The 14,813-nt window shown below is 35.5% G+C and carries 9 protein-coding genes; all 9 read left to right on the top strand.

Going from position 1 to position 14,813, the window contains the following annotated elements; translation table 11 throughout:
- Positions 1 to 2 precede the first annotated feature (2 nt).
- The 9 genes from AB4153_RS09780 (at position 3) to AB4153_RS09740 (ending at position 14,250) form a co-directional block, all read left to right on the top strand.
- Positions 3 to 338, top strand: coding sequence for a hypothetical protein (locus AB4153_RS09780; RefSeq protein ID WP_371997238.1), 336 nt, complete (start codon positions 3 to 5; stop codon positions 336 to 338).
- A gap of 313 nt (positions 339 to 651) precedes the next feature.
- The gene (locus AB4153_RS09775; protein WP_371997236.1) at positions 652 to 1,047 is read left to right on the top strand and encodes a hypothetical protein; all 396 of its coding nucleotides are present in this window, start codon (positions 652 to 654) and stop codon (positions 1,045 to 1,047) included.
- 112 nt (positions 1,048 to 1,159) lie between these two features.
- Positions 1,160 to 4,897, top strand: coding sequence for an ATP-binding protein (locus AB4153_RS09770; RefSeq protein ID WP_371997234.1), 3,738 nt, complete (start codon positions 1,160 to 1,162; stop codon positions 4,895 to 4,897).
- The gene (locus tag AB4153_RS09765) at positions 4,894 to 5,526 is read left to right on the top strand and encodes a condensin complex protein MksE (protein ID WP_371997233.1); all 633 of its coding nucleotides are present in this window, start codon (positions 4,894 to 4,896) and stop codon (positions 5,524 to 5,526) included. The genes AB4153_RS09770 and AB4153_RS09765 overlap by 4 nt, the downstream gene beginning before the upstream one ends.
- Complete coding sequence (locus AB4153_RS09760) at positions 5,526 to 6,767, top strand: hypothetical protein (RefSeq protein ID WP_371997231.1); 1,242 nt, start codon at positions 5,526 to 5,528, stop codon at positions 6,765 to 6,767. The genes AB4153_RS09765 and AB4153_RS09760 overlap by 1 nt, the downstream gene beginning before the upstream one ends.
- Positions 6,760 to 7,656: a hypothetical protein gene (locus AB4153_RS09755; protein WP_371997229.1), complete on the top strand. Its 897-nt coding sequence runs from the start codon at positions 6,760 to 6,762 to the stop codon at positions 7,654 to 7,656. The genes AB4153_RS09760 and AB4153_RS09755 overlap by 8 nt, the downstream gene beginning before the upstream one ends.
- Positions 7,653 to 8,498 (top strand): helix-turn-helix transcriptional regulator, encoded by an 846-nt coding sequence (locus AB4153_RS09750; protein ID WP_371997228.1) that lies wholly within the window; start codon positions 7,653 to 7,655, stop codon positions 8,496 to 8,498. Before AB4153_RS09755 ends, AB4153_RS09750 begins: the two co-directional genes overlap by 4 nt.
- A 221-nt stretch (positions 8,499 to 8,719) precedes the next feature.
- The gene (locus tag AB4153_RS09745) at positions 8,720 to 11,215 is read left to right on the top strand and encodes an AAA family ATPase (RefSeq protein WP_371997226.1); all 2,496 of its coding nucleotides are present in this window, start codon (positions 8,720 to 8,722) and stop codon (positions 11,213 to 11,215) included.
- A gap of 344 nt (positions 11,216 to 11,559) precedes the next feature.
- Positions 11,560 to 14,250: a tetratricopeptide repeat protein gene (locus tag AB4153_RS09740; RefSeq protein WP_371997224.1), complete on the top strand. Its 2,691-nt coding sequence runs from the start codon at positions 11,560 to 11,562 to the stop codon at positions 14,248 to 14,250.
- Positions 14,251 to 14,813: the final 563 nt, after the last annotated feature.

Genomic DNA, 14,813 nt, shown 5'->3' with positions numbered 1-14,813 from the left:
CTATGCGTATTTTATTTCTCTGTACTGCGAATTTGCACCGGTCTAGAACGGCTGAAGATTATTTTGATTCTAAGTGCAGCTATCACGAATTTAAATCAGCTGGCCTTAGTGAAAAGTATTGTAAGAAACATGGTACAACGCTTTGTACTACAAAGTTGCTTGATTGGGCAGATAAAGTGTTTGTAATGGAAGGCATGCATGCTGAGAGAATCATTACTTACGCAGGTCAAAGTTACCTTGAAAAGCTTGAGATACTTAACATTGAAGATATCTACAAATACATGCAAAAGGAATTAATTGAAAAGCTTAAAAAGTTAGAACATACGATACTTAGTTAAAAGAAGTTATCTGTTTGGCCAGATAAAATAGAGCAAGGAACTTAAATCTTTACGTCTCTTTATTTTAAGTGTTGAAGCTCATCTCACTTCTTGCTAATTTGGATGTGAGCTTTATCACAGGCAATACTGTCTGATAATAGTATTTATGCATGATACCCGTAACGGGAAATTGCAAGGCTGGCAGCCTTTCTATTAGATACAAACCTTAGGTTGTATGGTGATATTAAATTGGCGGTAATCGATAACGATACCGGGTTCGCAGCATATAGAGGTCCCTACTGGCCTGCGGCATTAATTTATATCGGATATAACTATGCCTGTAAAAAATTCAACTCCAGCAAACCAATCTTTAAAACATTACAAAAGCCTTTCATATGAAACTCTAGCAGCAAGCTGGTTACTTAATGATGGCTGGGATGTTTTTCTACCCATGATCGATCATGGTCTCAAAACCGATTTTGTCATCTCTGATGGTGATGACTTCTATCGTATCCAAGTTAAATCTGTTGAAACAAACGATGAAGAAATTCTAGTAGAAAATAAATGGGGGGACGCAAAAATTGATTACGTCATTTATTTTTCGAGAGCTGGAAACTGGGGGTATATCACCCCACCATTTAGACAAACACGAAAACGATTGAATGCGAAGGGACATATAAGATTTCATCAACATCCAAAAAATTTTACTAAAGCGTTTAGGTTGATCTAGTCGCAGAAATATTAATTTAGCTGTAATAATAAACAGGTTTTATATGCATCGTTTCAGTGTATACTGATTCGGTATATACGGTTGTTGCATTCTTAATCAAATAAGGAAAATTATGAAGAACGGGTTAATAGCTATTTATCTTTCCGATTCATATTTTAAAGGGAAATTAACTAGAATTGGCTGTGAAGGTCACACTAATAATACTGGGGATAATGGAGCCGGAAAGACCACTTCATTAAACCTAATTCCTGTTTTTTATGGTCTATCTCCAGATAAGTTGATTCAAAAAGCAGGAAGTAAGAAATCATTTTTAGATTTTTATTTACCACGTTATCAATCTATGGTGGTCTTTGAATACATTCGTCTAGGGCAAACATGCTGTGCGGTTATGTATAGAAAAACCGATAAAAGTTTTGCATATCGTTTTGTTCGCGGGGCTGCCGATGAAATTTTGTTTAGTGATGAAGCTAAAATACAGCTGAAAGAATGTAAAGAGGTTAAAAGCTGGCTTAAAGACTATGTGTCTATCAATACTTTAGTAAGTAAGCAGATCGATACAACAATAGACTATCGAGCAATAATTCAGAACGACCTTAAAAGGCTTAAAGTTCGTCGCTCTAAAGGCGCTTCTCTTTCTGTAGATGCATATGAATTCTCATTATGTTCAACAGAAACTCATATGCAACACATTGAGTCTCTTACTTCAGTTTTAATGAAACATGACAGACTGTTGGAACAGTTCAAAACAATGGTTGTCGATAGTTTTTTAGTAGAGCAATTAGATATTGGAGAAGTTCCATTTAACAAAAAAAATGGGGAACTGATAAATGATCTTAAATCCCTGATTGAACTAAATAGTCATAACGAAAAATTTTCAAAATCCATTAGTGAGTACAATAATTTGTATGAAGTTTGGGGGCGACTCATTTCATACAAATCACAACTCAATAGTCTATTGATTGAATGTAATGAGGAAATTAACGCTGAATCAAAAAACAAAGAGGTTTTGGAGCAGGAACTAACAGAAAAACACAATGTGTATATCCGAAAACGAGATCAGTTAAATGAAACTCTAAGTGCTAATAAAATTGAGCTGAAAACTGTAAAGGAGCATTTAGACAACCTTTATCTTCAAAGGGATAAATGGGATGAAGAAAATGTAAGTCAAAAAGAAGCCGAACTTGAGCAACTTGAGGATTACCGTAACGAATATAAGGTTGCTTCAGAGCATTATGACAATCTCTTGAACTCCGTTAAAAAAGAAAAAGATGAACATGAATTAAATAAGCTTAAATTAAAAGAAAAAGCTAGCAAAAAGGCTCAGGAACTAAAAGAAAAAATACATCTCATCGATACTGATTTGCACTCAAATGAGAAGAAGTCTAACGATAAAATTAATGCTTTTGAAAAGGAAAAAATACAAGAGCAAGAGCGGTATAAAAAATCAATGGAAAATCAGCGGTTAGCGTTGCAAGACAAACTAGTTGAAGCTCGTGTATCAAGTCAGATGGCTACTAAGCTTACGGACGAGGAGATGGAATCTTCTAATAGTCAGCAAAAGAGGCTAACTGAAATTGAAACTGATTTAGAGGACAGTGAAACTAAATTTGAACGTGTACAAGAGGAATTTAAATTAAAGCGTACGGATAGGGACGCTTTACTTAACTCATACTCAAAAAAGAAAAAATACGTAGAACGCCTTCAGTCGAAATTGGATGATATTACTAGACAACGTTACCCTTTACCTGGGTCTCTTAAGGAGTTTCTAAATAATAGTGGGTTAGCTTGGAGAGAAAGTATAGGCAAAGTCATTCTTCCTGAGCTTTTACTTAATACCAAATTGTCTCCAGAGCTTTATGACACGCAAAATTTTGATAACTTCTTTGGTATTTCTATTGATTTGAAGAACCTTCCTGACCAAGAAAGTGCCCTAAGTGATAAAGTCTTATCAGAACAATTAGAGGCTACAAAGCTCGACCTAAGCATTGCTAATGATGAAATTAAACAATTCGAAAAGCGTTTAAAAGTTGCTAATAATGAGATAAAGGCGTTTGAAAACACCGAACAAGAAATTAGTCGTCAAATACAGCATATTAAAGATGAGCGAAACCGACTAAGAAGCTTTATTGCGACGCAAAAAGAGATATATAAATCGAATGGGCAACAACGGTTAAAAGATGCTAAAGCAGCAGAAATTAAAGTCGAAGAAGATATTAAGCAATTAGAGAGTGCAATTAAACGTAATATTGCAGATATTGCCGCTAAATTTCATGAGCTAATGCTATCAGAGAAAGAGAGATTTTCGTTTGAAGAAGAAAAAGCACTTCAAAGTAAGGATGTTATTAACAAAAATATATCTCAGGTAAAAAGTACTTTAGCGCAGCAATGTAATGACTTGGAAAAGCAATTTAAATCCTTATTAACAGATTTAAACATTGACACGAAAATGGAGTCTGACGCTAAAAAACTTAAAGCTGAAAGTTTCGAAAAGCTAGAACGCGTTGAAGGTTACAGAGCGTTAGTAAATGAATTTAAAAGTTGGGAAAAGGTTGAATGGTCTCGTATAGATGACTTCAATAAACGGGACAGTACTATCTCTGCGAAAGTAAATAAACTTGAACAAGAGTTAGAATCGAGTCAGAAAAATTTTGATAGTGTAAAAGCTACTTTAGAAAGCAACATATCCTCGTTAACAAAAAAGATTTCGACTTTAAGACAATCTGAAGAGTCGGCTCAAGGTTGCTTAAGTAACATAGATGCTCAGTTAGAGCTTGCCCCTGTTGATGTGCAACCTCTAGTTGTTGATGAGTCGGAAGCTCCTATTCTTTTATTTGAGAGTGTGAACCATTCTGTAGCAGAAGCGTTGAGATTGAAGCGTTCAATTATCAAAGTAGTTAAGAATGTTGTTGCTTTTTTGAGCCAAACAAATAATAAAACTAAGATTAATGAATTGTGGCTACAGCTTTATGATTCACGAAAAGAGCTAAGTAAATATGAGCCTCATGAAGAGGAGTTTTTCTTAGAGGCGATTCAAGATATAGCGACATTAATCGATACTTCTATACCTGATGTTACATCGATAACAATTGAGTCAATAAGAAGTGTTGGTGAGCAGGTGATACGTTTTTACCAGAGCTTGGATAGTCTAAATCGGAAAGTTAACTCTGTTTCCCAAACATTAGCAAACAACATAAATACTCAACATGAATTCCCTGCAATAGGTAATGTTGAAATTAGTTTAGTTTCAAAAATCAATGAGTATGACGTTTGGAAGGATCTAAAGAATTTCAATACATCCTGGTCGTCTTGGCAGGAGCTTGACAGAGGACAACTGCCTAGTAATGATTTTTTGAACTCCTTTGCAGCAGTTATTGATAGCTTGAAAGTATCCAAAGTTACTAGCGACATAGCCTCGTTAGTAGAGGTAAACATATCGCTAGAAGAAAACGGCAGATTAGTTAACATTCGAAATGACAATGACCTTAAAAATGTCAGTAGTACAGGGATTTCAATGCTGGCCGTTATTGTTGTTTTCTGTGGAATGACTAGATACCTTTGTCGTGATGAAAATGTAAAAATTCACTGGCCACTAGATGAACTAGGCAAGCTATCTACACAAAATACAACACTTCTATTTAAGTTTATGGATAGGCATAACATTGCGCTTTTCTGTGCTCAGCCAAATCCTCCATCAGTACTAAGAAAATATTTCACAACTAAGAATCATTTAGTTAAAGATAAAGGGGTCTTTAGGTATACAGATTGGAAAAGCAATAAAAAGAACCCTTTGATTAATAGCATTGGGCAATCAGATGCTCCCAGTGAAAAGTTAGAAGGAGCTAGCTCATGAGTGAACGTTTTGAGAGTTGCATTGAAACCCTGCTGAACGGTGATGTTGTTTGTGAAGCCTCCCAACCAGAGCTTTATCGCTATTTATTAGATCATGAGAATTTAAATTCAATTCAAAAGTTTCTACATCAAATAGGTAGAAAGATAATTACAACAAGAGATAAAGCTGGCTTTTTTTGTGCTTACAAGGATTTGTCTAATCCTAAGCATCGTGCTGATGTAAAACGTCAATTTGAAATAATTCAAGCCTCTTTTGAAGGCCTGATACTTTGGCTTAGATTGGTGAGAAGAACAGATCCAGATTCACGCCCTATTGAAGCTGGTTATCGTTTATTGGAGTCTGAATTACTTGCTGCAATAGAGGACTCTGCTTCACTGAATAGTCAATTAGATGAAATAGCTCATCGTCTCAGACGTGATCATAAATCAACTGAGTCTAAGTCTAAATTGAGAGGCATTTTAAAGTATTTAACAGAACATGGCTTCCTAATAAGTGTTGGCGGTTCAGGTGCAGTTTATATTGCGACGGCCAAGTGGTCTCTTGTTTATGACCAGTTAGATTTCATTTGTCAGTTTGAAGGAATAGATACTTCTCAACCCAAAGATGAAGTACAAAAGGAAATGTTTTAATGAGCCGAAAAGATGAAGCTAAATCTGCTACAGGAGCATTATATAGAAACATTAATACTATTGACGATTCCTGCTTCATGGCACGAGGTCAAATAGCAGATATTCCTGAAAATGAGTCAGCAATTAAGGCGCTGCAAAAAAATAATTTAGCTTATTATGTTGATGATGCAATGGGAGTGCAGGTACATAGTACGGTTAGAAGATTACTAAACCATGTTACCAAGCGGTATAGATTAAGGGAAACTCATCAAGCATTCGCCGGAATGATTGAAGAGTTAAGACATGCTATTCAAAATTATCAATTTGCTAAAAATAAAAGCCAAGAAGATAAATTGTTATATCAAGATCAAATTCATGAATTTACTTTAGATATCATGAGTGAACTTACTGATACCGTTCAATCTTTTGCACATATAGTTGGAAATGAGTTTAGCACTATTTCGAGTATTGACATCAGGATACGTGAAACCACACGTTGTAAAAATGAAATCGCAAAATTGAATGAAGTTTTTAGTAGCCTTAGCGTTGCTGATATTAGAGATTGGGCGGGAGCCGATCTAATGTTAGAGAGGCTCCTAATGAAAACTTTAAAGAGCCATGTAGATAAGTGTTTAAAAGAGTTGAGTACGACAGCTCATCGCTTACTAGAAATGATCGCTAAATTAATTAAAGACAAAGAAGCGCAGCGTCTTAACCAATTAATAGATTCCTTTTATACCCATTATCAAAAGTATCCAAGCTATACACCTGATCTAAATTCGGTAATTGATTTACCCCCGTCTTTTAATCGTATCAATTCAATCACTATCAATAGCCGTGCTGATATTGATAGTGCAATTGATGAAGACGTTTTATCGGATGTTGCTACTTCTGTTATGCAGAATGTTAGAAAAGAAATAATAAACAGTAATCAGGATGAAGAGGTTGAAGTTACTGATGGACGCAGTGAAACAATTGAAGGCGATATAGATACTCTTGAAGAGAATGTAGATTTCTTTTTTGATGCTTTATTAAATGAAGAAAGTGAGGTTAGAGAGCTAACTGCCTTAAAAGCCTATGAGTTACTTGAAGTTGATGCTGAACCAGAAGACTGGATGTTGTGTCTAATGGAGCACTATGAGGCGCAAAAGTCAGAACTAACAGGAAAGATAAAATTAACTTTAGATGAAAGAGTATTTATGCCTTTCGATGGTAATCACTTTGTTAGAGATATCTGTTTTCGAAGGGTAAGGCATGGATAAAATAAAAGTTCGAATGATTCAAGATGTCTTGCGGCAACGTAAAAATATGGTTAATGACTCAAAGTTGTGGCGTGAAATATGTGACGAAGTTAATGTTGGTCAATTAAAAGGTAAGAGAATTAGCTTTACGTTTGATGACTTAAGCTCCCTAGAGTCTTATGGAGACAACCTATATGGCTCATCAATTATCAATATTAATTTAGATGCTAAGGACAGAATGGAGTCGTCTGAAGATACCTCTGAAGATAAATGGTCGCAAAGAGGTGTGTTTGAAGAATTGATTTCAATGGCTAGAGCGCAAAGGCTGCCATTACCAGTGAAAGATGACTCTAGTTTTATTACTCCTTCTGGAGTTGTCACTAGTTTGAGTGTTGAAAAAATAGATACTGCAAAAATTGAATCATTATTAATCATAGAAAATGGGACATTAATGACCCATTGGAATGAATTAATCCCTTTACTACCAAAAGAATATCAATCCTCATTAATAGTATATCGTGGGCATGGTCAGAATCAGAATACGCTGTTAGAGCTTATTGGTAAGCTTGCCGATGATACTCTTATTGGTGTTTTTTACGACTTTGACGGAGCTGGATTCGACATGGCATTAAACATAGCAGAGGTTAGAGCAATTGATATTCTTCATCCTTGTAAATGGAGTGAGCTCCATAAACTGTCTAGTGAAGAATTTAAAAAGCTGAATAAGCAAAAGTCATTTGTTGCTCAAACTGTGCAGTTAAAGAACCGTATTAATTCAACATTAACCCCCAAACCAATAATGGATATGCTGCTTTACTTGAGAGAGCATCGCATTGCAATAACTCAAGAGCATTTGATTAAGCATCAGTATTCAATTTCAAAAACAGACAACATAAGAATAATAAAATGAAACCTGTAAACATATCTGTAGCTAGAGAAAGCCGTTTCAAAGCCATTGAGATTCTTGCTTATTGGGAAGGAGCTGTTAATGCAACTCGTTTATCTAAACTTTTTGGGGTGACAGTTGGTAATATAACTAAAGATATGGTGAATTATCGGGAGCTATATCCTGACAATTTGGCATATAACAAAACTCAGAAGCGCTTTGAACCTACAGATAAATTTCGATCACAACACACTGATTCAAAGTGGAATGAGTATGAATTATTCGTTAGTTATTATGCCAATATTTACCGAGAAAATTTTTGGTCCTCATCTGCTTTAGAGCTGGGGCCTAGTTCAAGGTTTAATGCTGAACCAGAGATAGTCAGAGCTGTATCTCAAGCAATCTCGGGTAAACAGTCATTAAAAATTGAATATTTTTCAATGACATCTCCTAAAGGTAGTAAGAGGGCTATTCATCCATTTGCAATAGCAAATAGCGGATTGAGGTGGCATTGCCGTGCTTATGATGAATTAAGAGGTGAATTTAGAGATTTTCATCTAGGGCGAATTACAAAAGCTAGAGTTTCTGCAACATCAAATATCGATAATAGTCATGATAAAGCTTGGCATTTAAATGTTGAGCTGATTATTGGAACACACCCGGAGTTATCACCAGAACAAAGAAAGGTAATAATGATGGAGCATGGAGGCGGTAAAACATTCACAATAGCTGTACGAGCTTCGATGGTTGAGTATACACTGCAAAATTACCTTATAAGTAAAGAGCCTTTCGAAGGCGATCCGAAAGCTCGGCCTTTATATTTAGTAAACTTAAATGATGTAAAAAAATGGCTTTATCAAGTCTAAAAATGGATGCATATCAACTAAGAAGTAATTTATGTCTAATCTGAAGCCTCAAATCTCAAAATTGTTTGATAGTAACTTGTTCGAATTGACGTCTTTCTCTGAACGTGAAAAATCAAAAAACGTTAATTTAACAGTCTAATAAAACTAGAAAACTGTAGTGAAAAGATTAAATGTTCAACATTTAACATGAATTATAATTCGACAGGAAGGAAGCCTTATTAATGGCCTTAATGTACCCCTCAAGTGCTCCAAAAATAAATGATAGTCCAGTGGCCGAACCTTTGGTTTATAAGCTATTAAGAGAACAATTAGATGACTCATTTCATATTATTCACAGTGTTCCATGGTTATCTTCTTTAATTACAGATGTACTGAAAGATAAGAGTCATATTGGTGAAGTTGATTTTTTGGTTTTAAATAAAGATTTAGGAGTCCTAGCAATAGAGGTTAAGGGAGGAATATTAAGGCATGACAAGGACGGGTATTATTACTCTCGTGATTCAGGGCTAACTATCTCAAGGATAGATCCTGTATCTCAGTTAAACCGGGGAGTTTTTGTTCTTCAAAAATGGTTTTTAGACAATGGAATAAAAATGAAAATTGGTAAAGCATTTTGCTTTCCAGAGTCTGTCGTGCCAATAAATTCACTACCGCCAGGTTACAAAGATTTTAATGAATATAAAGCTGTGAGCCTAGTGATTGATAAAAAACATAGCGAAACGTTTGGTCAACGAATCGTTGATATCATGGCATTCCATAGAGAAAACATGTCAATACCAAAGCTTTCTGAGTATCAATTAGAAAAAGTAATTGAGATGATAGCTCCTACAATTGATGCAGCACCTTGCTGGATATCTCGAATAAACTCTGATAATTATCTTTGGTTAAAGCTAACAGAAGAACAAAACGAATGTGTTAATGAGGCTTTCAATTGCAAACGGTTGATTATTAATGGCTGGCCAGGATCTGGAAAAACTGTAGTAGCAGTTCAAACAGCCAGGAAGCTTGCCTCATTAAAAAGAAAGGTACTTACACTTACTTATAATAGATTACTAGCGGACAAACTCAGAGCTGAGCTTATTGAACATAAAGGCTATTGTGACGTTTTTACTTTACATAAGCTAGCCTGGGAAATTGATGAAAAGCTTGATAGTACTTCGAGCAATGATATCAATCCTCATGAAGTTATGAGTGTAGGGGCTGATTTAGGTGTTATCAATAGCATTAAAAATGGAGCTGCTAGAGGTTTTTTTGATGAATACGATTGCTTAATTGTTGATGAAGGGCAGGTTGTATGGAGGGAAGCTTGGGAGCTCTTCATATCTATTTTTGATACGAAAAAGATAGTTTTAATGTGTGATGCGACACAAGTCTTTGAATATGAAACACCAGTTCCCTTAGATTGGCTAGAATCACGGCTTATGGTTAAAGCTTTTACACTGACAAATAGTTTAAGGGTTCCTAAAAAAGTATGCGATAGGTTAAAGCTATTTACGAAACCAAATTACTCAGTTCAGAACCCTAGGGAGTATGAAAATGATACATTGTCTGAACTAGTGGTTCCTTCTCCAAAACATTCGCTTAAACAACTTGTAGAGCAGCTAATTTCTGATGGTATTCCTCCGTCATATATTACGGTATTAAAACCAACTTTTTTAGGGGTACCTGAATCTCTTGTTCCAAGTGGAGTGAATATTGAGAATATCGGAAAGTTTAGAGGGCTAGAAAGCCCTATAGTTATTATTTATGCAGATCATAAGATGACAAATACTGACTTCTTTGTTGCATATTCTAGAGCTACATCTAAGTGTATTTCTATTTTTGAAGCTTACCATGTTAAAAAAGGAAGTTATGGGGCTATTGGACCAGAGTTATACAGAAGTGACACTGAAAATATAGACAAAGAAGTTAATCGCTCTCTTACTAGTCATTTTTTTTCTGAACTTAACTTCAACCTTACCCCTATACACGAGAGTCTTCCTGTTTTTTGGTGCCATGAATGGAGCCGATATGTATTAATTCCTGGGGAAGGTAACCAAGAGTTAGATAAATCTCTTTTAGAAGTTTATTTGAGGTCAGAATTAACTCCAGAAATTCTTACTTGGAGTAAAGACAGTCGAAGAACATTAAGCCTAATATCTTCTGAGAAATACGATTTACAACGTCAATTCTCTAGTGAACTATTCGAATTTAAGGCATGTCTATCATGCGAAGAATTAACGCCACATTCTATTGCAAAAATGAGTGGGGACTTATGCTTATTGTGCTCTAAAAATAACACCGAACGCGATATTTCTTTTGAAGAGAACATACATGAATTAGGAGGGGTATTAACCCAACAGGTAAAAACGACGCAAGACGAAAGAGCTAAACTCGCTGCGTCATTATACATCGTTGGAGCATTCAAAAAATTGCCAGTGATGCTGTTTTCTGAGGATGTAATATCAGCAATAAACCATGTGACTAAGGGAATTAATAGACTCGCTTTGGCTTACTCTCTTTGTTATTTATATTTACGTCACAATAAGCAAGAAAATAGAGTAAAAATAAAAGATGTGACTGATGCAACTCGTAAATGGAATATGCAGGTCTGTGAGTTGAATAGGCAGTCTTGGAATGCGTATGTTAATGATGCATTTAGGGTTTTGGAAAAGTTTGATTTGATCGAATCTGAAAAAGATGGCTGGAGAAAGATGACCAATCTATTTATCAATTAAAGCGGAATGTAATGATTAATTACCCGGATTTCCTTGATGGTGATTCTGGTTTGAACTTTATAGTGCTACGAATATAGATATACTTAAATGTTTATTTCAGGCAGTTTAGCTGAAAGCCCTATTCAGTATTCCTCTACTGTCTCACAAGTGTAATTTTAAAACGATTGTTAGTTTATGATTCCTTTTTTCAACGTACTAGCTTTGAGAACTAAATATTAAACTCCTTTATTTATCTGTTTTATAAATAAATTTTGTTGTAAAGTAATGACTAATTTTAAAAATTAAGTTTACAAAGTAGCTAGTGACACGACTATAAAATAGGGACACCCTTCAAGGAGAGTTTAGTGTTCAAAATTGACACAAACAAAGCGCTTAAACAGATCTTTTCTTTTATCATTGCATACTTCAGACCTTCGCTTGCAAAATTCATTATTTGGCCATTACTAGTTACAGGATTAGGTTTATTAAATCCCCCATTATGGATTGAAATAGTAAATTGGATATTAGTTAATCAATCCACTTTTCCGCATTACCAGATTCCGCTTGCAGAACCAAATGGAGTTTGGGGGTGGTCGTTAATATTGTTAAGTGTGTTTGTTTATCTTGTTGAAACAGTTGCTCAAGTCGTCAAGAGTAAAAACGAAGGGGATATTGCACTTTCAAATAAACTTGAAGATATTCAGGAAAAAACTGCTGATGAGTTTGTTCATAAATTAGATAAAGAATATGACTTACCTCGTGTGAAACCATCGCATATAGTTGCTCCTCTTTGTGAACACCATGTGCATGACCCTATTAGCTACAGCGTATTAGAAAAGCACTTCGCAAGTGGAAAAAATATTGGTATTTTGTCTGGTGCGAGCGGTTCAGGAAAAACACAAGCTTTAATTGATTATGTTAATAGGTCCACTCAAAAATTTGATAATCAATTATGGATCAATGGGGATGATTGGATAGATGGGTATGCTCTTTGTGATATACATAGAACACGTGGTGGTAAACCAATAAATGTTGTGAAGACATTTAATTCATCTAAAACGATCTTAGTTATTGATAGTATTGAACGAATATTGAATGACAATGATTTTAGGGATTTACAAGTTGGGTTTTCCTTAGGTGGAGTTGTTGTCCTTAGTTCTCAGCTAAGTGATCCTAATAATAATTTATATATCTCAAAGCCAAATATCCCTAAAAAGCAAGCTATTGAAATACTTGGTGAAAATCCATGTAATATTAGTGAGGCGTGTGATGAATTTTTGAAAGCATGCAGCTTCTCTCCCCTAGTCTTAGCCCTAGCAAGAAAGGTAATTTCAAAGGAAAGTAATAGTAACGATAAGTTTTATCGCGATGTTTTGGATGTGCCTGTTGACATTATAGATCATAAAGGGGAGTCAATAATAAGTAATATTTTGAAAAAGGTCCCTCCTGCTACACTAAAAGCATTACAGAAAATTGCCAATTCAAATCTAAATTTTTACGATTCCGATTTCTTAGAGTTTTTCGTTAATAAGTTAGAACTACATAACCTTCAAGGTTTGTCTATAATTGTTCAATCCAACACACCTGGTATATTGAGGTTGCATGATCTGGTAGCGATTGCAGTTAGAGAGAATGTAGATCAAAGTTGTATGGTAAATTCGATTTCTGAATATGTCGGCAAAGCCTCTGGTGAAATGACTCCTAGTATTCTTCGCCAAGTTCATTTGGCTAAGAAACAGATAAGGGATGAAGTAGAAAACAATCATAATGGCAAAGTTGATTGGTTAACATATAGCCTTCTTCAAATTGAAGATAGTTACAAAAAGACCATCCACGATGAGCTGTATAACAAAGAGTTTACAGGTGAGCTATCGTTGGCAGAAGTTATGTGCATTATCGACTCTAAAGAGTCTTATTCTTACTTAATTGCTCAAGACTCTCGAATTGACTACTACGAAAGCTGTGCCAAGGAATACCAATCAGCCTTAAATATATATCAATGTGATGAGATCAAAGCAGAGCTAATGCATCATAGGGGAAAAGCTTTAAGGCGATGCGGAAAGCACGAACAGTCATTAGAGTGCTTTGAAGAGCTGCTTAAGTTAAAACCCAATTGGCATGCAATTCATGGTCAAATAGCCCATTTAGGAAGTCAGTATAAAGTTAGTTCACGAGTTAAAGATGCAGGAGAACTTTCTATAAAAGTGCTTGTAAAGGATATTTTATCAGACTCTTCAGTAGTGCCTCTCAGGGTCTCTTTGGCTGCAATAGCGAGGATAAGATCTTACTATAGTGTTAAAAATGAAATCTCAAATAGTCCAGAAAAAGTTCAAAAATTAGCTAGTTTAATAACGATGTCAAGTATGGAAGGGTTAGATCAATTCTACGAGGCATTTGTTTCATTCACTTCTATTTTTAGTTATAACCATAGTGAATGCTGTTTAGATTTGGCCGAAAGTATTCCGGACATGCTTGAGTTACCACCTGAGTTCGTGTCTAAGAGGCAGTGGGTTAGTGCCTGTGAAGCATTAGCAAATATTTCTGATGCAGCTATTCGTCAAGGTAGGAGCATAATTTCAAAGAGATTATCTGATGCTAGCTTAATGTTTGCCGATAAGTTATCTGCTCGGGCTGAGCTTAAACCTTTCGACGCTAGAGCTGTAGCCAAATCTTATATTATAACAAAAAAGTATGATGAGGCTCTTAGTGTATTGTCAAAGGTTTCGCAAAAAGAGCAAGAGTCACACTGGACTTTGTATCGGAAATCGCAGGCTTTATTGGGGCTTAGTCAAAGTAGTACACTTCCCGATGGTGAAGAACATATGGCTATGGCTTTAAGTTGTGCGGAAAGTGCATTAGAAAATGCATTAGAAGATACAAGAGCTAAAGATAGAATTTCTATTTATTATGAGTTGAGAAGTCAGTGTCTACTTGCAAAAAAAGAATATGAATTGGCAAAAGCAGATTTAGCTAAGGCGATTGAGTTGTGTAAAAATGACAAATACTTGGAAGACTTAAAACATCGACTTCAATCTATAGAGTTAGAGGGTGCTTAAATAATTGGTCGATACTTGATGTAAGATAATCTCGTTAACCCACTTAATTAATAATGATAGGTTTATTAGATTTGTTTTTTTGCTAAGTTAACCAACTTCCATTAGTAAATGTTGGTGAAAATAGTCAAAAAATCAGTCTGTGAGTTAACCAACTTCATTAACGATCCTCAGCTGCTTAGGCTTGATAATACGGCGTCTGCCGACACTTTTAGCTACTCATTGACACCAGTCAACTCCGTGGCTAAAAGCATCGGCTTCCTTGTCTTATCATCGCCAGCGACGCAATTATGGTGTTGTTGGATGGGTAGGAATTTGAAGTATTAAAAAAGCGACCTTAGGGTCGCTTTTTTGTTACTATCGGCAGTGACGCTATTTGGGATTTTAGTTGGCTTATAATCGCTGCGAGACACCAGTCAACTCCGCGCAAGAGCTTCGGTTCGCCGCCGCAGAGCTGTTTATGTAAAGAGTATCATCGCCAGCGACACAATTATGGTGTTGTTGGGTTGGTAGGAATTTGAAACATTAAAAAAGCGACCTTAGGGGCTGACGAATCCCCACGAAAT

The sequence above is a fragment of the Shewanella sp. 10N.286.52.E4 genome, from assembly GCF_041468785.1.
Taxonomy (GTDB): Bacteria; Pseudomonadota; Gammaproteobacteria; order Enterobacterales; family Shewanellaceae; genus Shewanella; species Shewanella electrodiphila.
Note: the sequence above shows the minus strand (reverse complement) of the source record. Positions and strands in the feature narration are given on the sequence as shown.

What these genes read in the sequence shown, in the direction of transcription:
- AB4153_RS09780 (WP_371997238.1), top strand. Translation starts at nt 3, where the DNA reads ATGCGTATTTTATTTCTCTGTACTGCGAATTTGCACCGGTCTAGAACG.
- AB4153_RS09775 (WP_371997236.1), top strand. Translation starts at nt 652, where the DNA reads ATGCCTGTAAAAAATTCAACTCCAGCAAACCAATCTTTAAAACATTAC.
- AB4153_RS09770 (WP_371997234.1), top strand. Translation starts at nt 1,160, where the DNA reads ATGAAGAACGGGTTAATAGCTATTTATCTTTCCGATTCATATTTTAAA.
- AB4153_RS09765 (WP_371997233.1), top strand. Translation starts at nt 4,894, where the DNA reads ATGAGTGAACGTTTTGAGAGTTGCATTGAAACCCTGCTGAACGGTGAT.
- AB4153_RS09760 (WP_371997231.1), top strand. Translation starts at nt 5,526, where the DNA reads ATGAGCCGAAAAGATGAAGCTAAATCTGCTACAGGAGCATTATATAGA.
- AB4153_RS09755 (WP_371997229.1), top strand. Translation starts at nt 6,760, where the DNA reads ATGGATAAAATAAAAGTTCGAATGATTCAAGATGTCTTGCGGCAACGT.
- AB4153_RS09750 (WP_371997228.1), top strand. Translation starts at nt 7,653, where the DNA reads ATGAAACCTGTAAACATATCTGTAGCTAGAGAAAGCCGTTTCAAAGCC.
- AB4153_RS09745 (WP_371997226.1), top strand. Translation starts at nt 8,720, where the DNA reads ATGGCCTTAATGTACCCCTCAAGTGCTCCAAAAATAAATGATAGTCCA.